The 24,749-nt window shown below is 57.6% G+C and carries 24 protein-coding genes; 5 read left to right on the top strand and 19 right to left on the bottom strand.

The annotated features are described in order from the left end of the window. Positions 1-78 precede the first annotated feature (78 nt). Positions 79-1,302 (top strand): nucleoside recognition domain-containing protein, encoded by a 1,224-nt coding sequence (locus CL546_RS06285; RefSeq protein WP_290493741.1) that lies wholly within the window; start codon positions 79-81, stop codon positions 1,300-1,302. 26 nt (positions 1,303-1,328) lie between these two features. Here CL546_RS06285 and CL546_RS06280 read toward each other — a convergent pair whose 3' ends face one another. Beyond that, a complete protein-coding gene (locus CL546_RS06280; protein ID WP_290493740.1) occupies positions 1,329-1,976 on the bottom strand; it encodes an alpha-ketoglutarate-dependent dioxygenase AlkB family protein in 648 nt (215 codons plus the stop codon). A gap of 55 nt (positions 1,977-2,031) precedes the next feature. On the opposite strand from CL546_RS06280, the gene corA reads away from it, so the two are divergent. Next, positions 2,032-2,982: a magnesium/cobalt transporter CorA gene (corA, locus tag CL546_RS06275; RefSeq protein WP_290493739.1), complete on the top strand. Its 951-nt coding sequence runs from the start codon at positions 2,032-2,034 to the stop codon at positions 2,980-2,982. A gap of 54 nt (positions 2,983-3,036) precedes the next feature. On the opposite strand, the gene CL546_RS06270 is transcribed toward corA, so the two are convergent. Both CL546_RS06270 and CL546_RS06265 read right to left on the bottom strand, forming a co-directional pair. Continuing rightward, the gene (locus CL546_RS06270; RefSeq protein ID WP_290493738.1) at positions 3,037-3,870 is read right to left on the bottom strand and encodes an MBL fold metallo-hydrolase; all 834 of its coding nucleotides are present in this window, start codon (positions 3,868-3,870) and stop codon (positions 3,037-3,039) included. A 73-nt stretch (positions 3,871-3,943) separates the two neighbouring features. Next, positions 3,944-4,426 carry a hypothetical protein gene (locus CL546_RS06265; protein WP_290493736.1) on the bottom strand — a complete coding sequence of 161 codons (483 nt, stop codon included), beginning with the start codon at positions 4,424-4,426 and terminating at the stop codon, positions 3,944-3,946. Between the two features lie 74 nt (positions 4,427-4,500). On the opposite strand from CL546_RS06265, the gene yaaA reads away from it, so the two are divergent. Continuing rightward, a complete protein-coding gene (yaaA, locus tag CL546_RS06260) occupies positions 4,501-5,280 on the top strand; it encodes a peroxide stress protein YaaA (protein ID WP_290493734.1) in 780 nt (259 codons plus the stop codon). A 54-nt stretch (positions 5,281-5,334) separates the two neighbouring features. Here the strand turns inward: yaaA and CL546_RS06255 are convergent, their stop codons facing one another. The 16 genes from CL546_RS06255 to CL546_RS06180 form a co-directional block, all read right to left on the bottom strand. Then, positions 5,335-5,640, bottom strand: coding sequence for a sll1863 family stress response protein (locus tag CL546_RS06255; protein ID WP_290493732.1), 306 nt, complete (start codon positions 5,638-5,640; stop codon positions 5,335-5,337). A 21-nt stretch (positions 5,641-5,661) separates the two neighbouring features. Then, entirely contained in the window at positions 5,662-6,594 is a 933-nt protein-coding gene (locus tag CL546_RS06250; protein ID WP_290493731.1) for a universal stress protein, read from the bottom strand. Then, complete coding sequence (gene fnr, locus CL546_RS06245) at positions 6,591-7,346, bottom strand: fumarate/nitrate reduction transcriptional regulator Fnr (RefSeq protein ID WP_290493729.1); 756 nt, start codon at positions 7,344-7,346, stop codon at positions 6,591-6,593. The genes CL546_RS06250 and fnr overlap by 4 nt, the downstream gene beginning before the upstream one ends. Before the next feature lie 35 nt (positions 7,347-7,381). After that, positions 7,382-8,875 (bottom strand): oxygen-independent coproporphyrinogen III oxidase, encoded by a 1,494-nt coding sequence (gene hemN / locus CL546_RS06240; RefSeq protein WP_290493726.1) that lies wholly within the window; start codon positions 8,873-8,875, stop codon positions 7,382-7,384. Beyond that, on the bottom strand, positions 8,829-9,614 hold the full coding sequence (locus CL546_RS06235; protein WP_290493725.1) for a sulfite exporter TauE/SafE family protein: 786 nt from the start codon (positions 9,612-9,614) through the stop codon (positions 8,829-8,831). The genes hemN and CL546_RS06235 overlap by 47 nt, the downstream gene beginning before the upstream one ends. Further along, complete coding sequence (gene ccoS / locus CL546_RS06230; RefSeq protein ID WP_290493724.1) at positions 9,604-9,846, bottom strand: cbb3-type cytochrome oxidase assembly protein CcoS; 243 nt, start codon at positions 9,844-9,846, stop codon at positions 9,604-9,606. Before ccoS ends, CL546_RS06235 begins: the two co-directional genes overlap by 11 nt. Beyond that, complete coding sequence (locus CL546_RS06225; RefSeq protein WP_290493722.1) at positions 9,825-12,203, bottom strand: heavy metal translocating P-type ATPase; 2,379 nt, start codon at positions 12,201-12,203, stop codon at positions 9,825-9,827. The genes ccoS and CL546_RS06225 overlap by 22 nt, the downstream gene beginning before the upstream one ends. Continuing rightward, on the bottom strand, positions 12,200-12,718 hold the full coding sequence (locus tag CL546_RS06220; RefSeq protein ID WP_290493720.1) for a FixH family protein: 519 nt from the start codon (positions 12,716-12,718) through the stop codon (positions 12,200-12,202). The genes CL546_RS06225 and CL546_RS06220 overlap by 4 nt, the downstream gene beginning before the upstream one ends. After that, positions 12,687-14,102, bottom strand: a complete 1,416-nt coding sequence (gene ccoG, locus CL546_RS06215) for a cytochrome c oxidase accessory protein CcoG (RefSeq protein ID WP_290493718.1) — start codon at positions 14,100-14,102, stop codon at positions 12,687-12,689. Before ccoG ends, CL546_RS06220 begins: the two co-directional genes overlap by 32 nt. A 100-nt stretch (positions 14,103-14,202) precedes the next feature. Next, complete coding sequence (gene ccoP / locus CL546_RS06210; protein WP_290493716.1) at positions 14,203-15,120, bottom strand: cytochrome-c oxidase, cbb3-type subunit III; 918 nt, start codon at positions 15,118-15,120, stop codon at positions 14,203-14,205. After that, on the bottom strand, positions 15,117-15,284 hold the full coding sequence (locus CL546_RS06205) for a cbb3-type cytochrome oxidase subunit 3 (RefSeq protein ID WP_290493715.1): 168 nt from the start codon (positions 15,282-15,284) through the stop codon (positions 15,117-15,119). The genes ccoP and CL546_RS06205 overlap by 4 nt, the downstream gene beginning before the upstream one ends. Next, positions 15,281-15,916, bottom strand: coding sequence for a cytochrome-c oxidase, cbb3-type subunit II (gene ccoO, locus CL546_RS06200; protein WP_290493714.1), 636 nt, complete (start codon positions 15,914-15,916; stop codon positions 15,281-15,283). Before ccoO ends, CL546_RS06205 begins: the two co-directional genes overlap by 4 nt. A gap of 10 nt (positions 15,917-15,926) precedes the next feature. Beyond that, entirely contained in the window at positions 15,927-17,357 is a 1,431-nt protein-coding gene (ccoN, locus tag CL546_RS06195) for a cytochrome-c oxidase, cbb3-type subunit I (RefSeq protein ID WP_290493713.1), read from the bottom strand. Positions 17,358-17,672: 315 nt separating this feature from the next. After that, positions 17,673-20,777: an efflux RND transporter permease subunit gene (locus CL546_RS06190; protein WP_290493712.1), complete on the bottom strand. Its 3,105-nt coding sequence runs from the start codon at positions 20,775-20,777 to the stop codon at positions 17,673-17,675. Beyond that, entirely contained in the window at positions 20,777-21,841 is a 1,065-nt protein-coding gene (locus CL546_RS06185; RefSeq protein WP_290493710.1) for an efflux RND transporter periplasmic adaptor subunit, read from the bottom strand. The genes CL546_RS06190 and CL546_RS06185 overlap by 1 nt, the downstream gene beginning before the upstream one ends. 265 nt (positions 21,842-22,106) lie before the next feature. After that, entirely contained in the window at positions 22,107-23,096 is a 990-nt protein-coding gene (locus CL546_RS06180) for a zinc-dependent alcohol dehydrogenase family protein (RefSeq protein ID WP_290493708.1), read from the bottom strand. Positions 23,097-23,211: 115 nt separating this feature from the next. Here CL546_RS06180 and CL546_RS06175 point away from each other — a divergent pair, with 115 nt between their 5' ends. Both CL546_RS06175 and CL546_RS06170 read left to right on the top strand, forming a co-directional pair. Then, entirely contained in the window at positions 23,212-24,117 is a 906-nt protein-coding gene (locus CL546_RS06175; protein ID WP_290493706.1) for a LysR family transcriptional regulator, read from the top strand. A gap of 160 nt (positions 24,118-24,277) precedes the next feature. Continuing rightward, the gene (locus CL546_RS06170; RefSeq protein ID WP_290493704.1) at positions 24,278-24,682 is read left to right on the top strand and encodes a site-specific integrase; all 405 of its coding nucleotides are present in this window, start codon (positions 24,278-24,280) and stop codon (positions 24,680-24,682) included. Positions 24,683-24,749 lie beyond the last annotated feature (67 nt).

Below are 24,749 nucleotides of genomic sequence, written 5' to 3'. Positions count from 1 at the left end.
TATCGTGATGGCACGAAGTTGCAGTGCCTAGCGCCGTCTATCGGCGTAATTCTATGACCCTAGCGCACGGGAGATACTTTGCACAGACTGTTTAGCCTGTTTTTCCTGGCGGGTATCGCCGGGGCAGTGATCCAGCTCATGGCCGGGGACATGGAGGCACCAGGGCGTCTTATCAATGCCCTGTGGGAATCCGCTGACTTGGCGGTAGAGGTGAGCCTGGGGCTGGTCGGGGTGCTGGCGCTGTGGAGCGGCCTGTTTCGGCTGGCGGAAGCCAGCCGGCTGGCTGATCGGGTGTCCGGCTGGGTGACGCCGGTGCTGGTCCGTGTCATGCCAGGTATTGCCCGAACTCCGGAGGCGGCTGCTCCGGTATCCATGAATCTGGCGGCCAATATGCTGGGGCTGGATAACGCCGCGACGCCACTGGGCCTCAAAGCCATGGAGTCACTCCAGAAAGACAATCCGTCCCCGCGCAGCGCCACTAACAGCCAGATTATGTTTCTGGTGCTCAATACATCATCGGTGACCCTGGTTCCGGTCACAGTACTGCTTTTTCGCGCTCAGCAAGGCGCAGAAGATCCGGCGCTGGTGTACCTGCCTTTGCTGATGGCAACCACCATTTCCACTCTGGTAGGCGTAATTGTTACCGCCAGGGTGCAAAAACTTCCCCTGGCCAGCCCGCTATTGCTCACGGTAATGGGCGTCTGGCTGGCGGTTCTGGGTTTGCTTGGCGCCGTTGTGTTACTGGCCCCGGCAGAGGCCGCCAACACGTTCGCCAGCCTGCTGGGTAACGGCATTCTTCTGCTTGTCTTGAGTGTGTTCTTTATCGCCGCCTGGCGGTCCGGGGTGGATAGCTACGATGCTTTTGTAGAGGGGGCAAAGGAGGGCTTCACGCTTGCGGTAAAAATTATTCCTTACCTGGTGGCCATGCTGGCGGCCATTGCCATGCTTCGGGCCGGGGGCGTGCTGGGCTTGTTTCTGGACGGCATTCGCAGCGGGGTTGGCGCGCTTGGGCTGGATACCCGCTTTGTGGATGCATTGCCGGTGGCCCTGCTCAAGCCTTTGAGCGGTTCCGGGGCGCGGGCCGCCATGGTGGACGTTATGCAGACCCATGGAGTGGATTCGCTGGCTGGGCGGATGGCGGCGGTGATGCAGGGCTCTACGGAAACCACCTTTTATGTGTTGACCGTGTATTTCGGCAGTGTAGGGATTCGTGATTTCCGCTATGCGCTGTGGTGTGGGCTGGCGGCAGATGCCGCCGGGCTGGTCAGCGCCATTTTCCTGAGTTACCTGTTTTTTGCCTGAAAGCCGTGGTGAAACAGGACGCTGTTTCAAAGATCCGGGTTCTGGTCAGGGACGATATAGCGGAAGGTCAGGTTGATGCGCGGGTCAGGCCGGTTGCGGCGGCGGGGCAGGGCATGCTCAAAGCAGGCCTGTACGCCCGGTGACATCAACAAAAGATCGTCATGATGAAGTGGCACACTCAGGCACTGGCGCTGACTGCCCGGGCCTTTCGGCCGGAAGGTCAATTCGCGGCAGGCACCAAGATTGTAGGACGCCACCCAGGGCGCATGGCCCAGCTCCGGCTCGTTATCGCTGTGGTAGCCCATGCAGTCGTCACCATTACGGTACAGATTGGCCAGCACGCTGTTGAATGTTTTGCCGGTGACGCGTTCGATCGCGGCCTTGGCCGGCAATAGCCCGGCAGGCCAGCCGGTTGCCGTGTGCGTATGCCCGGAATAGCGATAGCGCAGCCCGGTATCGCCATGCCAGGCGGTTAACCGCGGGACTGGGTGCTGCCGCCCATACACGGTAATCTTGGGTTGTTGCCAATCCAGAGTCTGGCTTAACGTAGCCAGCAGGTGGTCTGCTTGCGATGGCCCCATCAAACCCGCCCAGCGATGCAGCTGCGCATCGCTGCTCAGGTCGATAAGAGAAGCAGTTTGCCGAGCCTGGGGCCCGGTTGTCGGTAAACACATAACGGCTCTACAAAGATTGCCGGCCGCTGCCGGCGAGGATGATCAGGGAAACATCATGCTGCATATCTTTCGAATCGAAAATGGTGTTCTGCGCGAAAAGGATGTGGACACCATCATGCCGTCGCTGGCAGAAGCCGGCAGCTGGATCGACCTGGTTGATGCTGAGGAAGACGAGCGGAATCTGATCCAGCAATTTCTTCAGGCCGAGCTGCCCGATTCCGACGACATGGAAGAAATTGAAGCCTCGGCCCGCTTTTTCAGTGATGAGCAGGGCCTCCACGTTCACTCCCTGTTCCTGTTCCAGTCAGAAGGCCGTGCCCGGACTTCCACGGTGGCCTTTGTGGTGCAGGAAGGGCGGCTGCTCTCGTTCCGTGATTCACGCCTGCCGGATTTTCGTTTGTTACGCCTGCGAGTGCGCCGGGGGTGGGTAAGGGTTTCTCAGCCCATGGATATTCTGCTCAGTATCCTGGATCAGAAAGTGGAAAACCTGGCAGATGCGCTGGAAGATGTGCACCGTGACCTGGAAAAGGTTGGTTACAGCGTGCTGGAAGAAGAAAACGGTGAGCTCGAAGAGGACATCGAACGTCTGGCCCAACTGGAAGATACCAACGGGAAAATCCGCTTGTGCCTGATGGACACCCAGCGCTCCATTTCTTTCATTCAGCGTTATGTCCGTGCGGACAAGGTTCGCCGGCGCACCTGCGAGGAAATCCAGCACGACCTGGATACCTTGATGTCGCATACCACCTTTCTGTTCGACAAAATTAACTTCCTGATGGATGCCGCCCAAGGGTTCATCAACATCCAGCAAAACCAGATCATCAAGATTTTTTCCATTGCGGCGGTGGTGTTCCTGCCGCCCACCATGATTGCCAGCATCTACGGTATGAACTTCGAGATTATGCCCGAGCTGGATTTCCGTTTTGGGTATCCGATGGCTATTGGGTTGATGGTGTTGTCCGGCATGGCACCGTACTGGTATTTCAAACGAAAAGGCTGGTTATAGGGGGGGGTGGCCTGACCTTTGGTCCTGATCTTTGATGGAACGCGGCGTCGGGCGTCAGGGCAACGCCCAGCCGCCCGTCGCTTCAGATGCCTTGCCTTCTGCGGCAAGCTTGATCAAATGTGCGCTCAGCGAAAGCTGTGCCACGCCGTGCAAAAAAACCGGTACATCGTCATACACCGCCGTTACCAGAGTTGCCAACGGCTGAGCTGTTGCCGTCAGGCAGTCAACGACCTTGTCTTCGCGCTTCTGGCGGTGAGCCAGGGTCTGGGAGAGGGTGTCCTCCGGCTGGCTGATTACATCGCCGTGGCCGGGAGCCATCAGGGTGATGCCTCGATTCTGCAGTTTTCTCAGTGACGCAAAGTACGCCTGCATGGAACCCGAAGGGGGCGCGATGACCACGGTGGAGCCCTGAATCAGGTGGTCGCCGGTGAACAGCAAACCCTGTTCGCTCAGGTAGCAGAGGTGGTTGCCTACATGACCAGGGGTTTCAATGGCGGTGAGGCTGACGCCGCCACAGTCGACCGTATCACCTTCACCCAGCAGTCGATCCGCATTCCAGCTTTCATCCTGGAGTCCGTCATCCGGCACAGAGGGGCCCAGGCAGCGGGCGCCTGTGGCGGCCACCAGAGCCAGTGCACCCGGAGAATGGTCACGGTGAGTGTGCGTGACGATGACCTGGGTGATCGGCTTGTCCAGAGTGCGGGCGGCCTGCAACAGGGCCTGCAGATGCTCCTGGTCTTCCGGACCGGGGTCAATAACGGTAAGGCTGTCCCTGCCAAACAAATAACTGTTGGTGCCTGGCCCGGTCATCATGCCCGGGTTGCGCGCCAGTACCCGCCAGGCGTGGTCGCCGATGGGGGTGAGCTGGCCGGGAATCAGTGATGCCATAATGACTCCTGGGAGTTTGGAAGCCGCATTGTGACGATTCATGCCAGATCATGCCAGCCCGGTCTCGCGCGCCTTATTCCTGTTCCGGGTAGGCCAGCTTTTCCACTACCTGTAGTTGCCAGCGATCCACCCGCGTTTTTTCCTCCGGGTGACGGCTTACAACCGCAAACTGATATTCACTGCCGCGAGGTAGATACATCTGCAGAGTAATGGGCTGCTGATAAATGACCTGACAATCCTCCGCTGACTGGCAATGCAGCGCCTGTGCCTGCAGTGAAAGTGCGGCAACATCCTGCTTGCCTTCATTGCGAACCGTCCCGCTGAGGCGCACGCCGGATTCCGAGTCTCGAATTTCCGAAAGGGCCAGCTCCACCCCCTTGGGTGGCAAATACACCTGATCATCCTTGCCGCCTTGCCAGACACCGACGGCCAGCACGATCAGACCGGCCAGCACCAGACTGGCGATCAGCAAAAACGGACGCCGGCCCCATTGCCAGCTCCCCCATAACAGGGCAGAGACCGCGATAACCACAGTTAATACAAGCAATAGGCGCATTTATCCTCCACAGATGCAGACCTGACCTTTCCTGATTCATATAATCCCAGCAGGCATATGTAAAGGAGAAGGGCATGTTGATTGTTGTCTCGCCGGCAAAAACGCTGGATTACGAGAGTGAATTACCGGCACTGAAAGCCACGCAACCCCGCTTGCTTGATCATAGCGAGGTGCTGATTGAGCGTGCACGCCAGCTTTCGCCGGCAGATATCAGCAGCCTGATGAGTGTTAGTGACAAAATTGCCCATCTGAATGCAGAGCGTTTTTCCTTGTGGGCTCGCCCCTTCAACAAGAAAAATGCGCGCCCGGCGGCGTTTGCTTTCAAAGGCGATGTGTACACCGGTCTGGATATTGGGTCGTTCACTGACAACCAGCTCAATGATGCCCAGTCGCGATTCCGTATGCTCTCCGGCTTGTATGGGGTGCTGCGCCCACTGGACCTGATGCAGCCTTATCGGCTGGAAATGGGCACACGACTGGATAACGTTCGCGGCAAGGATTTATACGCCTTTTGGGGCGACACCATTACCGACGTGCTGAATAAGGACATGAAGGCAGCCAAAACCGATGCCCTGGTGAATCTGGCGTCCAACGAGTACTTCAAGTCGGTCAAAAAGAAAAATGTCGCCGGCACCATCATCGAGCCCGTTTTTCAGGACGAAAAAAACGGCAAGTACAAGGTTATCAGTTTTTACGCGAAGAAAGCGCGGGGATTGATGGCAGCCTGGATCATCAGGAAAGGGCTGAAGGATCCGGCCAAATTGAAACAGTTTGATGTGGCGGGCTATCACTATTGTGAGTCCGAGTCCACCGCGTTGAAACCGGTGTTTCGCAGGGCAGAGCAGGGTGCCTGAGCGGCACTCAGCGATGACGCGGTCTAGGTGCCCGCGTCATCTGTTCATGAGCTCTCAATGTTTCTTGTTGTCCTCGAATTCACTCTTGGCGGCAAGGAAACCGGTTTTCAGGCCATCCCAGGCAATTTCAAGCCCGGCCTTGATGTCATCCCAGGCGTCATCACCATGGGATTCCAGGCGCTCCAGTTTTTCCTCGAATTCACTGCGGCGGCCTTTCATTTCGTTGAGTTTTTCCCGGGCCTCTTCGCGCCATTCATCACGCAAATCGTTCAACCGTGCCGACAGGCGATCGAGTTGATAGTCCCAATCTTCAAGTTGCTGACGGGCGCGGGCGGTAAAGTCCTTTTTATCTGACATCATGGAGCCTCTCTAGTGTGAGCGTCATTGATCATCGTCATTGTCGCGCCAGGGCGATTGAAAATCGTCAGGCTTGATCACCAGTACATCGGCATTGGCGCGAGTAATCACGGATTCAGCAGTGGAGCCGAGCAGTAACCGTTCGGGCAGGTTGCGGTGGACGGTACCCAGTACCAGTAGATCCACATCTTCCTTGTCGCAGTAGCTGGACAAGCTATGGGCAATGGGCCCGTTCAGTGTCACCAACTGGTCCTGATCCAACCCCTGGGCGGCCCCGAACTGAAAGAAATTGTCCCGATGGTAGGCGCGTACTTTTTCCATGCTGCCGGTGTAATCCGGAATGGCTTCGCCCGCCACCATAATCAGGCCTTCATCCATTTCATCGAGCACGTGGCATGCCGTGAGCTGAGCTCCAAGCAAGGCGGCCTGTTGGCGTGCGCCTTCCAGTACCCGCACAGAGAGCCGGTCATCGGAGGCTTCCCCGGTGCCCGGATCCAGCGCGGCAAGAATACGAGGAGTGGCATTCCACTCCCGGTTATGAACGCAAAGCACCGGGCAGGGCGCCTTGCGAATTAATTGCCAGTCCCGTGGGGTAAAGAGGTGACGACGCAGAGCGCTGTCGTCGCTGGTATGCACCACCACCAGTGACGGAGCCTGAGCCAGTATGGCCTTGCGAAGCCCGTCCATGCTGTCTTTTTCCCAAAGAACCAGGATCTCACCTGCGTCTTCGCCCAGCAGTGCGGTGGCGCGTTTGTGCCAGGCTTTGCTGATCTGCTGCCTGGCCGCCTGCTGGCGTTCGGCATCTATGCCAACGGCACGCACCATGGCGGAAGAGTAAGCATTGACGATGATCTGCAACGGCGCCCCGGCCGCAGCCGCGATGTGCTGCGCCTTGCTCAGGGCGGGTTGGTCGGCTTTAAGATTGCGATCGAGGATCGCGACGACGGGGGCTGTCACTGTGTGAGCTCCAATGCAGGGTCGTGGTTCTGGCCGCACAGGCGAGCACGATCAAGGATTTCAATTTCACGGCCAGTAACGCGCAGCCAGTTCTGTTGCTGGAAACGGGTAAAAATACGGCTGACGGTTTCCACTGCCATGCCGAGGTAGTTGGCAATGTCATAGCGGGACATGGGTAGACGAAAGATATTGTCGCTCAGTCCACGGCGCTGGTTTCTGGCTGACAGTGATAGCAACAGGGAGGCCACGCGGTCTTCTGCACTTTTCTTGCCCAGCAGCATGTGCAGCTCCCGGTCTGCCCGAATTTCATTGCTCATCAAGCGGAAAAAATGATGCTGCAGTGAGGGAATCTGTTGCGACAGGGTTTCCAGCTGAGAGAAGGGTATTTCGCACACGGTAGCGGTCTCCAGTGCCTTGGCATTGGAAACATGGTGTGCGGTGCTGATGCCATCCATGCCCAGCACCTCACCGGGCAGGTAAAACCCGGTGACCTGTTCCTCGCCGTCATCACTGACCACATAGGTTTTCAATGCTCCCGAACGCACTGCGTAGACGGAATCGAACCCGTCGGCGGCACGGAACAGGTGATCACCACGTTTCAGTGGGCGGCCACGGTGGATAATGCGGTCCAGTTGATCCAGCTGTGCCGGCGCCACCGCCAAGGGCAGACAGATGGGGCTAAGGCTACAGTCGTTGCAGGAAACATGATGAGACACGGTTTGACTCCGGTTGATCGCTGCGTAAAGCGTCACTCTTAGAGTATAGAGTGAAAATAGTAGAATAAAGGTCAAATAATCCGGCTGAACCGGTTTTGTTGCTGTCGTGGGGTATAGCGGTCAAAAGGCATCACCAGGGCCCGGCTGACCAGACGCCCGCTTTCGGTAATGTGCAATCGGCCTTTCTCCACGGCCACCAGACCCTGTGCTTCGAATGTCACCCATTCAGACAGGGCATCGGCAAAATAATCGGCAAAATTAATGCCCCAGGTCTCACTGAACGTGGACATCTCCACCGACAGGTCGCACAGCAGCTGAATGATCAGTGCCCGCCGGATCTGGTCATCGCGATTGAGCATGAAACCTTTATCAATCGGCAGGTGCCGCTGTTTCAGGTCGGAGGCCCATTCATCCAGTGCTTTGTGGTTCTGGGCATAAAGGTTGCCAAGCTGGCTGATGGCGCTCACGCCAAGCCCCAGCAGGTCGGCATCGCCATGGAGGGTGTACCCCTGAAAGTTGCGATGCAAAAGGCCGTTTTTCTGCGCTACTGAGAGGCTGTCATTCTCCAGCGCAAAATGGTCCATGCCGATATAGCAGTAGCCCTGCTCCTGAAGCATTTTCCCCGCCCGAGCAAGCATGCGTAATTTCTCTTCCGGGCCAGGCAGTGCTTGTGCCTGGATTTGCCGCTGGATCTTGAACCGTGAAGGCAGGTGGGCGTAGTTATACAGTGATATACGGTCTGGCCGGAGCGCCAATAGCTGCTCCAGTGTCCGCGCCAGACTCGATTCCGATTGCCAGGGCAGCCCGTAAATCAGATCTGTATTGATAGAACGGAAACCGAAATCCCGGCTCCAGGCCATGGTGTCCCGAATAAGTTCATAGGGCTGGATACGGTTGACTGCTTTCTGCACGCGAGGATCAAGATCTTGCACGCCCAGACTTACCCGGTTAAAGCCGAGCCCGCGGAGCAACCCCAGACGGGACTGATCCACCGTGCGGGGATCAATTTCGATGGCATAGTCACTGCGCTCGTCATCACGCAGATTAAAGTGACGGGCCAGATCGTATACCAGCTCAGTGAGCTCCCCGTCATTGAGAAAGGTGGGCGTGCCGCCGCCCCAGTGCATCTGGGTCACCGGTCGCCGCTTATCCACTCGCGTGGCTTTGCGTTTAATTTCCTGCTTCAGCAGCTGTAGATACTCCGCTCCGCGAGCCTTGTTGGCGGTGACGATACGGTTGCAGGCACAGTAATAACAGACGCTGTCACAGAAAGGGATGTGCATGTACAGCGATAACGGGCGCCGTGCCACATTGCCTTCATCCAGTGCCAGCCAGAAGTCCTCTTCACTGATGTCAGCATGGAAACTGGTTGCAGGAGGATAGGAGGTGTAACGGGGGCCAGGGTTGCCGTACTGACGAATGAGCGATGTATTCCAGCTAACCATGGACGCCTCCTGCGGCCGCACACCAACATGTTGCTGATTATCCCCCTGCCCGCAGGACGTGATTTGATCCAGATCAAGGGTGGGCGTGATGCTCATGCGGCTGATGCGTTCGTGAGTCATTCAGTGGGGCCGTGGTGGCCGCTGGCATGCTATGTGAGCCATGGTTGTGCTGCGTCATGCTCCAGGCCTGCCAAAAAAACACTAGCGCAAGGCAGGCAGTGAGAAGGCTTGCCAGGGTTGGCCAGGCGCCGCGGCGAAAACGTTGTAGCTGGGAGGCCAGCACCCCGGTTGTTGCCACTGGAAGCACCGTAACAAGCCCAAAACAAAGCATGACTAGCGCGCCGGCAAATGCCGACCCGGCGGTGGCAGCTAATGCGAGGGCCGTATAGATCAGGCCGCAAGGTAGGAATCCCCACAGTGCGCCTAACGCCAGGGCTTTAGCCGGATGATCGACGGGCATCAGCTTGCGAGTCATCGGTTGCAGCGCTCGCCACAATCGTTGGCCTATTTTTTCGATTTTTTGCAGTAAGGCACCCTGGCCCAGCAGATAAAGGCTGAGCAGCAACATTAGCGTGCCTGATAAAGCCAGTCCCACGGCCATGGTGGGGCCGGGGAGTTGCTCCAGAAACAACCCGCCCAGTGCGCCAGCTAATGCGCCAAGGGCGCAATAGGTCCCCACTCGCCCCAGCCCGAACAGTAATTGCCATCCCCACAATGCCACCCCCTGGCGGCGTGATTCCTGGATGGAAAAGGTCAGTGCGCTGCTGATGCCGCCACACATACCAATGCAATGCACGGAGCCTGCGCTGGCAATCAGGGCGGCACTGGCAATCAAGGGCCCCAGGGAATCAAAGGTCATCGTGCGGGCTCTCTTGCGGTTTCTGGCCATCCACCGGGGCGTCAGCTTTTTCCTGCTTTGCGCCGTTTATGGTGCGGCTTTTCTTGCGCTGTTCCCGATCTTCGAACACCACTCGCCAGGCCGCGTTATCCAGATCATCAAATTGATTCTTACGCAGTGCCCAGAACAGGGCCGCGATGGCACCACCCAAAAACAGCAGGGCTAGCGGAATCAGCAGGAAGACAATTTCCATCGAGTCACCCGGGTGGCGTTGAATGTGACGAGAAGCGAACTGGCAGACATGCCCAGCGCTGCCGCCCAGGGCGGCAGCAAACCACTGACCGCAAACGGGACAGCAAGAACATTGTAAAGCAATGCCCAGGCCAGGTTCTGGCGAATAGTGCGCTGGCAAAGCCGTGAAAGGCGGGGCAGGGCAGGGACAGCGCTGAGGGAGTCATGCAGCAAAAACAACCCTGCAGCTCGCTGAGCCAGACTGGTCGCATTACCCGTCGCGACGGAGACCGATGCGGCGACCATGGCCTGGGCATCATTGATGCCGTCACCGACCATCATTTGCGGCGCAGTGCTTTCCAGTTGCGTCAGCCAGGCGGCTTTATCAGCGGGGCGCTGCTGGGCCCGACGCTCGCGAATTTCAAGCTTGTCAGCGACAGTGTCCACGGCCTGGGCGTTATCGCCACTGGCCAGCCGCGAAACGATGCCCAGAGAAGCCAGGTCTTTCACGACGGCATTGGCTTCTGCGCGCACTGGATCCTGCAGCCATGTGTAAAGCCGTACTTCATTATCGCAAAGCAACTGCAGACAGGTTGTGCCGGGCCGTGCCATTTCAGGCGCGCCAGTCATGCGCCAGGTGTTGCCATGCAGTGTTCCTGTGACACCCGTATGGTCCGCTTGCAGTGATGAAAGAGCGGGGTGGCGAGCATATTGCTGGAATGGCTTGGCCAAGGGGTGCGGGTTGTTCCACTCCAGTGCGGCGGCAATGGCGAGAAGGCCGTCTTCCGGGACAGGAGGTGAGCCGCGGTGGTTAACGGTCCTGCTATCGACGATGCGAAACTGGCCAGTGGTAAGAGTGCCTGTTTTATCAAATAACGCACCTTTTACGGCAGTAATGCGCAGAAGTTGCCGGGGTGATGCCACCAGTATGCCTTCGCGCAAGGCTGTGCCCAGTGTTGATGAGAGTGTAAGAGGAACGGCAAGGGCGAGCGCACAGGGGCAGGTCACCACCAATACGGCCAGAGTATGCTCAAACGCCAGCGCCGCCCCCGCGGACCAGTGCCAGACAAAGGTCATCCCGGCCAGCAACAGAATGCCACCGGTAAACAGTGGCGCAATGCGTTGCCAGTCCCTGACTACTTCCACACGCTCATGTTGGGCGTGCTCCACCTGCTCAGCAATTTTTGCGACCAGGCTGGAGGACGCGGATCCGGATGCCTCGACAACAACATTGCCTTCCACCAGGCGACTGCCGGCATGCACAGGATCGTTGACGACACGATTTATCGGTAAAGGCTCGCCATTGAGAGCGGATTCATCGAAAGCGCCACGCCCCTCGGTGAGCCTGCCATCTACCGGGACAATGTCGCCCTGGATCAGTTGCAAACGATCGCCCTTGGCCACTTGGCGGGCGCTGATCCAGTGCGAAGTCTGCTGCCCATCAAGGCGGCGAACGGCCTGGGGCAGGGTGTCGCTGACTCGACGGTAGGCCTGCTGGATTGTCATGCGCTGGCGTTGCTCCAGCCAGCGACTGGCCAGCAAGAAGAACACGAACATGGCGGCGGAATCGAAATACACGTGTTTGCCGCCGGTTGCCATCATGACCAGGCTGCCAGCCCAGGCCAGCAGCAATGCCAGTGCAATGGGCGCATCCATGGTCAGGCGCGCTTGCCTGAGGCCACGCCAGGCCCCCAGGAAAAACGGCCACCCGGAATAAAACACCACCGGCGTGGCAACGACAAAACTGGCGAGCCGGAACACCCATTCGTAAAGCGCGTCCTTGCCGTCGAATACCCCGATATACAGGGCGGTGGAATACATCATTGCCTGCATGGCGCCCAGCCCTGCCAATGCCAGCCGGCCCAGCAATCGCTTGTGCGCACGCTGTTCGGCGACCTGGGCACGGGGGTCGCCGGGCAGAGTTACCGTATAGCCCAGTGCCTGAATCCGTTGAGCAGTCAGCTTGGCGTCCGCTTGCTCATGGTAGTCCACACTCAGTGTCATGCTGGCCAGATTGACGCTAGTGCGTAGCACGCCGGGTTGCTGGCTAACCGTTTTCTCGATCAGCCAGCTACAGGCGGCACAGGTAAGGCCGCCCAGCTGCAGTTTCAGACGTTGGCCGTCGGGGATACTGGCGAGGTGGGGAGCGATCAGTTCTGGCACCGCAAAAAGTGCGCAATCCAACGCCCGGCGCTGATCGTCCGGCTGTGGTGCCGCATCCTGGCGCATCAGGTAGTAATCATCCAGGCCCAAGCCATAAATGGTTTCTATGGCTGCGGCGCACCCCGGGCAGCAAGCGTCGCGGGGGCCATCAGGCGTTTGCGCTGAAAAGGTGCCGGCCGGGGCCGGGTTGCTGCAGTGCCAGCAGGCTGAGGTCATGGTGTGGCGGTTTTCCCTAATGTCAGGTTATCGCCTTGCGTGATGACAGTCTGATACAAACGCCAGTGATCGCCAGAGGCGGTCACCGTAGCGGCGCGGCGACCGTCGTGAGGGAGGGTGCCGTCGCTGCGGTACAGGGCGCCTTCGATATGTTCCAGAGTCAGGGTGACATCCCGCTCCGGGAGAGTCGGGTGGCGCAGGGATACACTCAGGGTGTCGGGCATGGGAATGCCCGCCTCGCTGCTAAGGCGCGCCTGAATGCCAGCCCCCACCTGGGCAAGTTCAAGGCGAATACCCAGGCGTGCCGCAAGACGCTCCTGCTCCACAGAGCGATTGATGGAACGTCCCTCCTTGTACCATTCATCCACCACCGGCGTATCGGCATTAACGATGGCGATATACAGCAGCGTCAGGCCGCCAACCACCGAGGTGGCGGGCAGCAGTATCGCCAGCCAAAGAAAGGGATAGCGGTACCAGGGGAGCTCATCGCCCTGGGGCAATGAATCGGGATTCATGACGTTTCTCCAGGTCAGGGTCGTCCAGAGCCGTTACCGTAAACCAGATCGGGGCGGATGCCATTTCCACTTCATACGGGTCGTAGCTAACGGTCACCGGCAGAGACAATTTACTGCCGCCTTCGAGGGTGAATTCCGTCCGGTTCTTCATGCTCAGGCCCTCCGGGCCTTTCATGGTGAGCTCGTAACGGTGGGTGCTTTGGCTCTTGTTCTGAATTTCCAGTCGATAGATGTTTTCCACCTCGCCACTGCTGGCGGTGCGATACAGCTGGTTTCGGTCACGGATCACATCAACCTGCAAGGGAACACGGGTATACAGCGTACCCATGAAAACGCCGCCCAGGATAATCAGGATGGCGCCATAGCCGATTAAGCGGGGGCGCAGGATTCGCGACTTCAAACCATCCAGTGCGTTCTCGGTGGTGTAGCGGATCAGTCCTGGCGGCTTGCCGATGTGGTCCATGACATCGTCACAGGCATCCACGCAGGCCGCACAGGTAATGCACTCATACTGCAGCCCATCACGGATGTCGATGCCGGTGGGGCAGACCTGAACGCACATGCCGCAGTCGATACAGTCACCTTTCTCCACGACACTGCCTTGATCTTGTTGGCGTTTCTTGGCGCCGCGCCCGCGGGGTTCGCCGCGTTTTTCATCGTAGGAGACGATCAGGGTGTCGCGGTCGAACATGACACTTTGAAAGCGCGCATAGGGGCACATGTACAGGCAGACCTGCTCACGCATAAACCCGGCGTTACCGTAGGTGGCCACCGTGAAAAAGCCAACCCAGAACCACTCCCAGCCTCCCCAGCTAAAAGTGAGCAGGCGGGTGGTTAAATCGGTAATGGGCGAAAAATAGCCCACAAAGGTGATGCCGGTGAGCAAGGCCAGGAAAAGCCAGAGCACATGTTTGCTGCCACGGCGCATGATCTTGGTGGCCGTCCAGGGCGCCTTGTCCATTTTGATGCGGCTGTGGCGATCACCTTCACACCAGAATTCGATCCATTGGAAGAAACGGGTCCAGGTGGTCTGCGGGCAGACGTAACCACAATAGACGCGGCCCGCCAGTACAGTGACAAAAAACAGGGCAAACGCCGCCAGAATCAGAACCCACGACAGCAACAGAAAATCCTGCGGCCAGAAGCTGGCGCCAAAAATGCGGAACTGGCGCCCCGGCAAATCAAACAACACAGCTTGCTGACCGTCCCAGCGCACCCAAGGCAGGATCATGTAAAGACCCATGGTCCCCAGGATGGTAACGTCGCGGATAAACTGGAACCGCCCGGAAACGGATTTGACCTGAATGCGCTCACGCTTGCTGTACAGGCTTACGCTGCCGCCATCGGTGGCATCCGTCACCTTGATGCGCTTGGGGTCCGACATGACTACTCTCCGCTAACACCCATTCCGCCACCACCTGCCGTTCACGTGTTGTGAGGGTAGGTGGGGCGCTTTGCCTGGCGTGCGTTAACCGATCCGCAGATTATTCTGCGGAGTTGGCGCCCTGAGACAGGCTGTACACGTAGGCCGCGATCACATGAATGCGCTCTTTGCTGAGCAGGCTTTCATGGGGTGGCATGTGCCCTGAGCGGCCATGACGAATGGTGTATTCGATATCCTCCACTCGCGGACCGTACAGCCAGGTGGTATCGGTGAGATTGGGCGCGCCCATCATGATATTGCCCTTGGCATCCTGCCCATGACAGGCGGCGCACATGGCGAACTTGGGTTTGGCGCGCTCAATCGCTGCCGCTTTCTGGCTGTCCTTGGCCAGGTCCGGACGGCTCAGGCTTTGCACATACAGCGCCATGTCACGTACAGCTTCGTCGGTGTTGCCGATGGCGGCGGCCATGGGCGGCATGGCTGCCTTGCGCCCTTTGGTTATGCTGGTAACAATCTGGTCCGGCTCGCCACCGTACAGCCAGTCGTCATCGGCCAGATTGGGGTAGCCTTTGGCGCCACGGGCATCGGAGCCATGACAAATGGCACAGTTGTTCGCGAACAGGCGACCGCCTACAGCCAACGCTTCCGGGTATTCCACCAGCTCCTCGATGGCCACCTGCCCATATTGCTCGAACAGCGGGCCGGTGCTTTTTTCCATCACGGCTACTTCTTTCTGGTACTGGTTATCGCTGGTCCAGCCCAGCACTCCGTCGAACTTCCCGAAGCCCGGGTACAGCACCAGATATACCGCAGAGAAAATCAGCGTGCCGATAAACAGGAACAGCCACCAACGGGGCAGAGGGGCATTGCGCTCTTGAATGCCGTCGAAGCTGTGGCCCGTGGTTTCCTTGGCGGCTTCCTCCGCAGAAATCTGGTTATTCCACAGCAGCAGGCCGCCGCAACCCAGCAGGTTGATAACGACGATGACGATAATGAACCAACTCCAGAAGTCACTCATTGCTCGTCCCCCTTATCAAGGTTCCCGGCTGTCCGCTCGTCCGCTTCCAACGCGATATAGCCGAGTTTTTCGTAATCTTTTTTGCGACTGGGGCGATACACCCACGCCGCCATGGCGACAAAGGCCAGGAAGAACACCAGGGTAAACAGGGCGTGATAGCTCATTGCACAGCCTCCTTGCGTTCCTGTCCCAGTGACAGCAGGTAGGCCACCAGGGCGTCTTCTTCGGTGGCGTTGGCCCACTCGCCGTTGACCTTGCTCATCTGTTCAGCGATACCTTCATCCGTGTACGGGACACCAAAGGCATTCTTGAATACGGACAGCTTGCGTTCTGTCAGATCCCAGTCCACCGGGGTTTCCTGTAACCAGGGGTAGGCGGGCATGTTGGACTCGGGCACTACCTGTCGAGGATCGCGCAGGTGCTCGCGGTGCCACTGCTCAGTGATCGGGCGCAGCCCCACTCGCGCCAGGTCTGGCCCGGTGCGCTTTGATCCCCAGAGGAAGGGGTGCTCCCACACATCTTCCCCGGCTACGGAATACGCGCCGAAGCGTTCGGTTTCAGCGCGCAGCGGCCGCACCATCTGGGTGTGGCAGACGTGGCAGCCTTCACGGATATAAATATCCCGGCCTTCCATTTCCAGGGCGGTGTAGGGTTCCAGCGTTTCCAGTGGTTCGGTGGTCGCCTTCTGCCAGAACAGCGGTACGATTTCTGCGAGCCCGCCAAAGCTGACGGCGATCAGTGTCAGCACAATCATGAGGCCGACATTCTTTTCTACTACTTCATGAGCGTTAGACATGTCGTTCTCCTCAGTCAGCCTGCTGCACGTTGTCTTCACCGTGGCAGTCGCGCTCGGCACGGACGGTTTTATAGACATTGACGGCCATCAGGATCATGCCGCTCAGGAAAATAATCCCGCCCAGCAGGCGAATGATGTAGAACGGGTGGCGCTCGACCAGCTCCTGCACGAAGTTGTAGGTGAGGGTGCCGTCAGTGTTTACCGCGCGCCACATGAGCCCCTGCATAATGCCGGACACCCACATGGAGGCGATGTAGAGAACTGTGCCGATGGTGCTGAGCCAGAAGTGCGTGTTGATCCAGCCGATGGAGTACATCTGCTTGCGCTCAAACAGGCGAGGCACCATTACATAGGTCGCCCCGATGGTGATCATGGCGACCCAGCCCAGGGCGCCGGCGTGCACGTGGCCGATGGTCCAGTCGGTGTTGTGGCTCAGGGCGTTCACGGTCTTGATGGCCATCATTGGGCCTTCAAACGTGCTCATGCCGTAGAAGGACAGCGCCACGATCATGAAGCGGATGATCGGGTCGGTGCGCAGCTTATGCCAGGCCCCGGAGAGGGTCATCATGCCGTTGATCATCCCGCCCCAGCTGGGGGCCAGCAGCACGATGGAGAACACCATGCCCAGGGACTGGGCCCAGTCGGGCAGGGAAGAATAATGCAGGTGGTGCGGGCCAGCCCACATGTACACGGCAATCAACGCCCAGAAATGCACAATGGAAAGACGGTAGGAATACACCGGCCGTTGGGCCTGAACGGGCACGTAGTAGTACATCATGCCAAGGAAGCCGGCAGTCAGGAAAAAGCCCACCGCATTATGGCCGTACCACCACTGCACCATGGCATCGATGGCGCCGCTATAGGCAGAGTAGGATTTCATCAGGGAAATCGGCACCGCCAGATTGTTCACCACATGCAGTAGCGCAATGGCGATGATGAAGGCGCCGTAGAACCAGTTCGCCACGTAGATGTGCGACGTCTTGCGTTTGGCAATGGTGGCAAAAAACACTGCCGCATAGGCCAGCCAGACCAGCGTGATCAGGATGTCGATGGGCCATTCAAGCTCGGCGTATTCCTTGGTGGAAGTGAAACCCATGGGGAGCGTAATGGCCGCGGCAACAATGACTACCTGCCAACCCCAGAAGCTGAAGGCCGCCAGCTTGGGGAAAGCCAGCACTGCGCTACAGGTACGCTGGACTACATAGTAGGAAGTGCCCATGAGGGCTGAGCCGCCGAAGGCAAAAATGACCGCGTTGGTGTGCAGGGGCCGCAAACGGCCGAAGCTCAACCAGGGGATATTGAAGTTCAGGGCGGGCCAGGCTAACTGGGCGGCGATGAAGACCCCCACAGCCATACCAACGATCCCCCAAACCACAGACATAACTGTGAATTGCCGAACAACCTTGTAGTTGTAATCCGGCGAAGCGACAGCATTTTCCATGTGCGTTTCCTTCCGATTTTTGTGCGAGCTGACTGTAGCAGGCACAAACGCGGTCCTTTTTGATGCAGATCAAGTCGCACTGACTGTTGCTCGCGCCTTAACCGGCAAGCCTGGGCGCCCGAGGTATTAGTGGGCAGTAGCCATAAATACCGTACGGGTATATCGCTATACTATTTCGCGATAAGAGAAATAGCGATAGGGATACGACACTTCCAGGCAGGACATTTTGCCCCACCCCTTTTATGTCTAAATGCACACTCTCTTTGTGGGCAATTTAAGGGGTGAGGTCAACGGGAAGGTGGAATAATTTTGAATCTACCGGCAGGAATTGCGTGACAGGCCCAAAATTAGCGCCGTCAGGCATGCCAGGAAAGTGACCGTCACGATGGCTGTGCCAAGCAGACCAAACAGAACAATGGCACCGACACCACGGTAGAGCTCAGTGCCTTCGCCGGGAATGAGCACCAGCGGCGCCAGGCCACACACGGTGGTGATGGTGGTCATGGCAATCGGCCGCAGTCGTGATGCCACCGCGTCGCTGACCGCCTGGGCAGCGCCGCTACCGGCACGAATATTCAGAGTGGCTTCGTGAACAATCAGAATGGGGTTGTTCACCACCGTGCCCATGAGGATCAAAAAGCCCAGCATGGTGATCATGTCGAAAGGCTGGCTGATCCCCGCCGCATTCATTAACGCCAGGCCGAGCAAGCCGCTGGCAATGCCTAACGGAATGGTGGTCATGATCAGCAACGGGTAGCCCCAGTGCTTGAAAATCGCCACCAGCAGCAGGTACACCAGCAGCAGGGCGACCACATAGTTGCCACTGAGTGATTGCTGGGTGGCCTGAAGCTGGTCGCTGGCGCCGGACAGGCTGATGCTGATGGTGTCGGGGATGATCCCGTCGTCGCGTAATTGCTGCACCATGGCGCGCACTTGTGCCACGCCGCTTTCCAGCGGCACGGAACGGGGCGGGATGATATTCAACGTCACCGTGCGGCGACCGTTCACCCGGCGCACTACGCTGGTGTCTACGGTTTCCTGAAGGTCCGCCAGGGAGGATAGCGGCACCGTTGCGCCAATGGGCGTATGCACTGGCAAGCCTGGGAGGGTTGTTAACGAAGGGCTACTGCCGGTGCGATCGCTATAGGCGTAGATATCCACCTTGTCATCGCCCAGGAAAAACTCGTCCAGGAAGGCGCCATCGGTGAGTGCTGCCACGGTATAACCCAGATCTCGGGTAGAGAAACGCACCTCCGCCGCGCGGCTCCAGATCGGACGGACCTCAATCAGTGGCTGGGCCAACGACAGGCTGGCGGGCTGGGACTGGATGCGCGGGTTGTCGAAGATAGCTTCCGCTTCTCGATACAGTGTTCTGGCCACCTCATAAATCTCAGCCAGATCCTTACCCGCCACATCCAGCGTTACGCTGCGGGTGCCGCCATCGTTGCTGGAAATGATCGAGCCGCGTGCCGCGAAGGCGCGCATACCAGGGTATTGCCGGTAAACCTGGGTGATCCCGTCCATCATCGGCTCCATATGGGCCGGGTCCATGGGTTCAGCGATGATGCGCAGATTCTCGGCACTGACGCCCATGTTCATGTACTTCAGTGGCGGCATGTCCAGTTCGCCACGGTCATAGGCTTGCGGGTCTTGGCCGACCAATGGCAGCAACTGTGCTTCTACTTCATCAGCGATTGCGGCCATGGTTTCCAGGTTATAGCCGGGCGGGGCATTCATGCTGGCGAAGGTCTTGGGCTCTTCCCCTTCGGGCAGATATTCCGCCGGGGGAGTCAGAAATATCACGATAGCGCTGGCGATCAGTAACGTAACGGCCAGCGTGGCAAGCTGACGGGGGCGGGTGGCTGATAGCCGTGTCGCCCAGCGGTTGATTGCTTGCATCCAGCGGCTATGTTCGCCGTCATGTTCCATCACGGCGGCAAAATCCAGCCGGGCGGAAAGGGTGGGGATGACTGTCATGGCCACCAGCATGGATACCAGAATCGAAGCGGAAACGGCGATGGCGATATCGGAATACAGTTGCCCGGCTTCTTCCTGGATAAAGACCACCGGCAGGAACACCAGCACCGTGGTCATGGTGGAGGCAAATACGGCCGGCCAGACCTTCTGGATGCCGCTCACCGCAGCGCGGAACCGATCCAGGCCTTTGCGCCGTTCCATCTCGATGCTTTCCAGCACCACAATGGAGTTATCCAGGGTCATGCCGATGGCAAAGGCAATGCCTGCCATGGAAATTACATTGATGGTTCGCCCGGCCAGCAGCAGCCCAAGGAAAGCGGCGATGGTGCAGATCGGAATGCCGATGACACCGACCGCAGTAATGCGCACTGAGCGCAAAAAAAGGAACATCACCAGGGTAGCAAACACCGCACCGATACCCAGGTTAATCCACACATTGGCCACGGATGCTTCCACGTAACGCACGTCATCGGACATCAGCGACATGTCCATGCTTGCGGGTTTCAGCACCTCCTTTTTAATCAGTGCGACCTGTTTCAACATTTCCTGCTTGATATCGATCACGTTGGAGCCGGTTTCCCGGCGCACTGCCAGCATGATCACCGGGTTGCCATTGAACCGGGAAATTTGCCGGACCGGGAAGTGATCCATAACCACGGTCGCCACATCCCGCAGACGCACGAGGGAATCGCCCTGACGCAGCAAGATCAGCTCATTGAGATCATCCAGATTCTCGAATCGGCCCACTGTACGCAGCAGGTAGCGCCGTTTGCCACTATCCACTTCACCGCCGGAGACATCCTGGTTGCGCTCACGCAGGGCATCGCGAACGCCCACCACCGTCAGGCCGAACTGGGCCAACGCCTGGGCATCGAGCAACACCTGGATCTGCCGTTCTGCGCCACCGCGCATTTCCACCATGGAGACGCCTTGCACGCTTTCCATGCGTGGGCGGACTTCGTCGTCAATAAAGTCACGCATCATGTCCATGTCCAGCCCGCGGGGGTTGCCGGGCTGTGGATAGACGCTGAAATACATGAAGGAATTACTGGAGAATGAGGAGGAAAGAATCTGCGGCTGGTCCACCGTATCCGGGTAGGCCGGCACCTGGCTGAGCGCGTTGTTCACCCGGATCAACGCATCGGTAATATCTACGCCAAAGGGAAATTCCAGCTCGATTTCCGCTTCGCCACTGTAGGCAGTTGCCGTGAGGCGACGCAGATTGGGCAGATTGCGCAGGTATTCTTCCTGCTCAATCAGAATTTCTTTCTCCACATCCTGGGGCGTGGCCCCGGACCAGCGGGTCAGCACACTGATCGTGCGAACCTCCAGGTCCGGAATCATCTGCACCGGAATACGCAGCGCGGCGAGAATGCCCAGCAGGGTGATGATCAGGACGATCACCGTCATCAAGGTGCCGTTACGAACAATCCGCTCAAACATCAGTTCGTCACCCGGATTTGGTCACCGTCACGCAGCCCTTCGTTGCCACGGATAACGACCTTGTCACCCTGGCTCAAGCCCTCTTGAACGATCACCGGATCAGCCTGCCCGGGCCGAACCTTGATAGCCCGGCGACTGGCTATCAAGGCGTCGCCCTCCGGGACCGCCACCCAGACCGACACATTGCCCTGAACATCACGGAGAAGGGCATCCCGGGGCACTACGGGCTCAGCGCTGGATGACTGGATGGCCAGGTTGCCGAACACGGCCATGCCTGGTGTCAGCCCCTTGGAAGGCAAGCTGGCACGCAGCACGAAGGTGCGTGCCGACGGGTCATTTACCGGTACGATGGCGGCAATTTCGGCCTGAATGTCCGTTTGGGCCGTGCTGTTTGGCCGGTTGGCTGTCGCGCCTTCCAAGCGAATGGTTAGCGGCGTCTCCCGGCTGATTTGCGAAAAATAACGCTGAGGAACGGCAAAGTCTGCATGCAGGGTATTACTGCCAACCAATTCAAGCACCGGTGTTCCTGGTGTAACCCATTCACCGACTTCTGTGAGTTTCGCGCTGATTACGCCGGCAAAAGGGGCAGACAGCGTGTGGCGCTTGAGCAGCGCTTTTTGCCGTGAAACTTCCGCCTGGGTGGCAGCCAGGGAGGCTGTGCTGGTTTCCACTTCCGCTTGCAGGCTACGAATTTCACTGGCCGCAATACTGCGGCTTAGCGAGTTGGCTTCTGTGAGGCGCCGTTTTGCATCATTCAGCGTGGCGGCCTGCTGTCGATAACTCGCCTGTGCTTGTTGAAGGGTTAATTGATTCAACTCTGCATCCAGTTCCAGCAACACATCGCCAGCCCCAACCGTATCGCCAATATCCACGCCAACACGGTCAACCAGACCGGATACGGACGCCGATAAGCGTGCAGACTGATCGGCAGCAAGTGTCCCGTTAATCAGCAACTCACGGACAGGCTGTTTCATCTCAACAGTCGCAACGGTGACAGGTGTTGCTGCTAGAGCCAGCAAGGGGAGGGCCAGAATGGCGAGCAGGCAGAGGCGTAAAGCGGACATAGGATGGAGTGACCCCAAAAGTACAATGAACAAGCCGGACAGGGGGATTTAACGTTTCTGGGAGCTGAGATGCAAATCTGAATCGTTTACGTCCGTATGGCCTTATTTTCCCTGTGGGTTACCCTTTTTGCAGCCGATGCTTTCCAGTGCACACAAGTGTTTTATCAGTGCGCTAATGCCGGACCGGAAACCCAAATGGATTGGCACCGGCCCGAAGTGACCACGTCTGAAAACGCGGTTAGAACCGTGGTTAAAGGGTCTGAAATCAGATTTCCACCACCACCTTTCCGGTGGCTTGGCCACTGGTCAGGCGTTCGTAGGCAAGCCCCACCTCGTCGAAGCTGAAACGTTGCTCATCAAGAAGAGGGGAGAGCGCACCTTCGTCAACGATCGTTGCCAGATTAGCCAGAATCCGGCCATGGTCCTCACGTTGATGGTTGTGCAGCATTGGGATCAGCATGAACACCACATGAATTGAGAGCCCCTTGAAATGGGCTGGATTCAGATCCAGCTCCAGCATCGCAACCGTGGTAACAACCTGACCATTCAATGCGGCCGCTTCAAAACTGTTCGCCATATTGGCGCCACCCACGGAATCGAAAACCACATCAAAACCGGCTCCGTCAGTGTGTTCAGTGACATAGTCAGCCACGCTGTTTTTCTTGTAATCAATAGGGGTCGCGCCGTAGCCACGGACAATTTCAAATGGTTGGCCGCCGGATACTGTTGTGAACACCCGGGCACCCTGATACCCGGCCAGCTGCACCGCCACATGCCCGACACCGCCGGTGCCACCGTGAACCAGGACATTCTGCCCGGCACCGACACCTGCACGTTGCAGGCCTTCGTAGGCCGTAATGCCTACAAGGGGGAGGGCGGCGGCTTCACGCATGGACAGGCTTTTGGGTTTGTGAGCAATCAAGCGGGCATCCGCCGGTATGTATTCGGCCAAGGCACCTTGCAAATCTGCCAGACCACCGGCACACCCGTAGACATCATCCCCCGGGGCAAAACCGGTTACGCCGTCTCCCACCGATTCAATAGTCCCGGCAAAGTCCATGCCCAGAACAGCAGGAAGTTCAGGAGAAAGGGGGAGGAGATCCACGCCCATCTGTCGAATCATCGTGTCCACGGTATTAACGCTGACTGCTGCCACACGGACAATCACCTGTCCCGCTTGCGCTTGCGGGGTGTTGATTTCTGCCTGCTCAAACCTGGCATCGGGACCATATTGATTGAGAACCATCGCTTTCATGACTTGCTCCAGCTTTGTGGGACGGAAATTATTTCGTTGGAGCAACCATATTGCTTCGCTTAACACGTATAAATGGGCACTATTGGGTTTCAGTATTCGTATTTCGGATATAAAGATGGACACAGAAGGGATAAAGCTGTTCGTCCTGGCCGCTGAGAAGCTCAATATCAGTGCCGCAGGGCGCGAGCTGGGCATGCCTCCGGCGGTCGCCAGCGCCAAGCTGGCAAAGCTCGAAAAGGGCGTTGGCGCAGATTTGTTGAAGCGGACTACCCGTAAGGTGGCGCTGTCTGTGGAAGGGGCAGAATTCCTGCCTTATGCCCGCGAAATTCTGGCTCAGGAAAACGCCGCACTGGCGGCGTTGGGCTACGGCAATGAAACGGTTTCCGGGAATCTACGATTCACGGCATCCAGCACTTTCGCGCAACAGTTCATTGTTCCGTTAATTCCCGAATTTCTGGCATTGCATCCGGGAATCAGCCTGGATTTGCGGCTGTCTGACATGGAACTGGACCTGATACAGGGGAGCTTTGATCTGGCTTTACGCAATGCTGTTTTGCCAGATAGTAATCTTCATGCGCGAAAGCTTGCTGCGGACAAACGGATGCTTTGCGCTTCACCGGAATATCTCGCCACCCACGGCACACCTGAAAGCCCGGATGACCTGGTAAATCACCAACTGATCGCGTTCAAATCTGCATCCAGCATCAAACTGACTGGCCTCGACGGAAAGAGTGGAGAATTTAATACTCGCGTGCCCGGACACCGACTCACCATAGACGACGGACTCAGCTATAAGATTGCCACACGCTGCGGTGCCGGCATTGCAATACATTCATTATGGAGCATTCATAAGGAGCTGGCTGCAGGCAGCCTGGTTCAGGTGCTGCCAGAATATCGAATGGATGCAGAGCCTGCGTTATGGCTTGTCTATCCCAAATCCAACGTACTGACGGCCAAGGTCAGGGTGTTTATCGATTTCCTGATCGAGCGTATTGGCAGTCATCCGCCGTGGCTGGATTAGATCAAGTGAGAGCATAGATAACTATGCATAATGTATATTATGTTAATATAGACACCAAGCATGTCTATGTCCACTGTGTACATTATGAGGATGTAGTTGAGCTTCTCAGAATGGCCAGTCAGTATATGCACACCTTGTCCACTCTGCATGGAAGCAGCTTGTGCTGGAACTCGTAAAGATCCGATTTGATGATTCTAACTATTCATGGACCGTTATAGATGATCACGGAAACCCAGTAGACGAGATTCGTGATTGGATCGTGCATCTTGAACAGATCAATCTCTCTCCCAATACAATCCAGGCATATGCACGTCATGTTGCTCGTCTTGGGACTTACCTCCACTCAAACAGTAAGGAAATCACCGGGATAACTGTTTCCGACTATGATCGTTTCCTTGAGTGGCTGCCTTACCATCTGAGTGGTATGGCCGATGATTCCTCAAATCTTGCCTTTCTTTCTCCTTCATTGGAGCCTGCAGCTAGGCTGGGCCCAACGGTGAATAACCAGGTGCACCTGGCCGTTAAGTCCTTTTATTGTAGTGGCATAGTAAATCTGGCCACCTGATTTTGAGTGTATGATCACTCACATAATGAATCAGGTGAAGACGATGGCGAAAACTAGAAACTTCAGT

This window comes from Alcanivorax sp., from assembly GCF_002726155.1.
Classification (GTDB): Bacteria; Pseudomonadota; Gammaproteobacteria; order Pseudomonadales; family Alcanivoracaceae; genus Alcanivorax.
This window is presented reverse-complemented; position numbering and strand designations above follow the sequence as displayed.

What these genes read in the sequence shown, in the direction of transcription:
- CL546_RS06280 (WP_290493740.1), bottom strand. Translation starts at nt 1,976, where the DNA reads ATGTGTTTACCGACAACCGGGCCCCAGGCTCGGCAAACTGCTTCTCTT.
- corA (WP_290493739.1), top strand. Translation starts at nt 2,032, where the DNA reads ATGCTGCATATCTTTCGAATCGAAAATGGTGTTCTGCGCGAAAAGGAT.
- CL546_RS06270 (WP_290493738.1), bottom strand. Translation starts at nt 3,870, where the DNA reads ATGGCATCACTGATTCCCGGCCAGCTCACCCCCATCGGCGACCACGCC.
- CL546_RS06265 (WP_290493736.1), bottom strand. Translation starts at nt 4,426, where the DNA reads ATGCGCCTATTGCTTGTATTAACTGTGGTTATCGCGGTCTCTGCCCTG.
- yaaA (WP_290493734.1), top strand. Translation starts at nt 4,501, where the DNA reads ATGTTGATTGTTGTCTCGCCGGCAAAAACGCTGGATTACGAGAGTGAA.
- CL546_RS06255 (WP_290493732.1), bottom strand. Translation starts at nt 5,640, where the DNA reads ATGATGTCAGATAAAAAGGACTTTACCGCCCGCGCCCGTCAGCAACTT.
- hemN (WP_290493726.1), bottom strand. Translation starts at nt 8,875, where the DNA reads ATGACTCACGAACGCATCAGCCGCATGAGCATCACGCCCACCCTTGAT.
- CL546_RS06235 (WP_290493725.1), bottom strand. Translation starts at nt 9,614, where the DNA reads ATGACCTTTGATTCCCTGGGGCCCTTGATTGCCAGTGCCGCCCTGATT.
- ccoS (WP_290493724.1), bottom strand. Translation starts at nt 9,846, where the DNA reads ATGGAAATTGTCTTCCTGCTGATTCCGCTAGCCCTGCTGTTTTTGGGT.
- CL546_RS06225 (WP_290493722.1), bottom strand. Translation starts at nt 12,203, where the DNA reads ATGACCTCAGCCTGCTGGCACTGCAGCAACCCGGCCCCGGCCGGCACC.
- CL546_RS06220 (WP_290493720.1), bottom strand. Translation starts at nt 12,718, where the DNA reads ATGAATCCCGATTCATTGCCCCAGGGCGATGAGCTCCCCTGGTACCGC.
- ccoG (WP_290493718.1), bottom strand. Translation starts at nt 14,102, where the DNA reads ATGTCGGACCCCAAGCGCATCAAGGTGACGGATGCCACCGATGGCGGC.
- ccoP (WP_290493716.1), bottom strand. Translation starts at nt 15,120, where the DNA reads ATGAGTGACTTCTGGAGTTGGTTCATTATCGTCATCGTCGTTATCAAC.
- CL546_RS06205 (WP_290493715.1), bottom strand. Translation starts at nt 15,284, where the DNA reads ATGAGCTATCACGCCCTGTTTACCCTGGTGTTCTTCCTGGCCTTTGTC.
- ccoO (WP_290493714.1), bottom strand. Translation starts at nt 15,916, where the DNA reads ATGTCTAACGCTCATGAAGTAGTAGAAAAGAATGTCGGCCTCATGATT.
- ccoN (WP_290493713.1), bottom strand. Translation starts at nt 17,357, where the DNA reads ATGGAAAATGCTGTCGCTTCGCCGGATTACAACTACAAGGTTGTTCGG.
- CL546_RS06190 (WP_290493712.1), bottom strand. Translation starts at nt 20,777, where the DNA reads ATGTTTGAGCGGATTGTTCGTAACGGCACCTTGATGACGGTGATCGTC.
- CL546_RS06185 (WP_290493710.1), bottom strand. Translation starts at nt 21,841, where the DNA reads ATGTCCGCTTTACGCCTCTGCCTGCTCGCCATTCTGGCCCTCCCCTTG.
- CL546_RS06180 (WP_290493708.1), bottom strand. Translation starts at nt 23,096, where the DNA reads ATGAAAGCGATGGTTCTCAATCAATATGGTCCCGATGCCAGGTTTGAG.
- CL546_RS06175 (WP_290493706.1), top strand. Translation starts at nt 23,212, where the DNA reads ATGGACACAGAAGGGATAAAGCTGTTCGTCCTGGCCGCTGAGAAGCTC.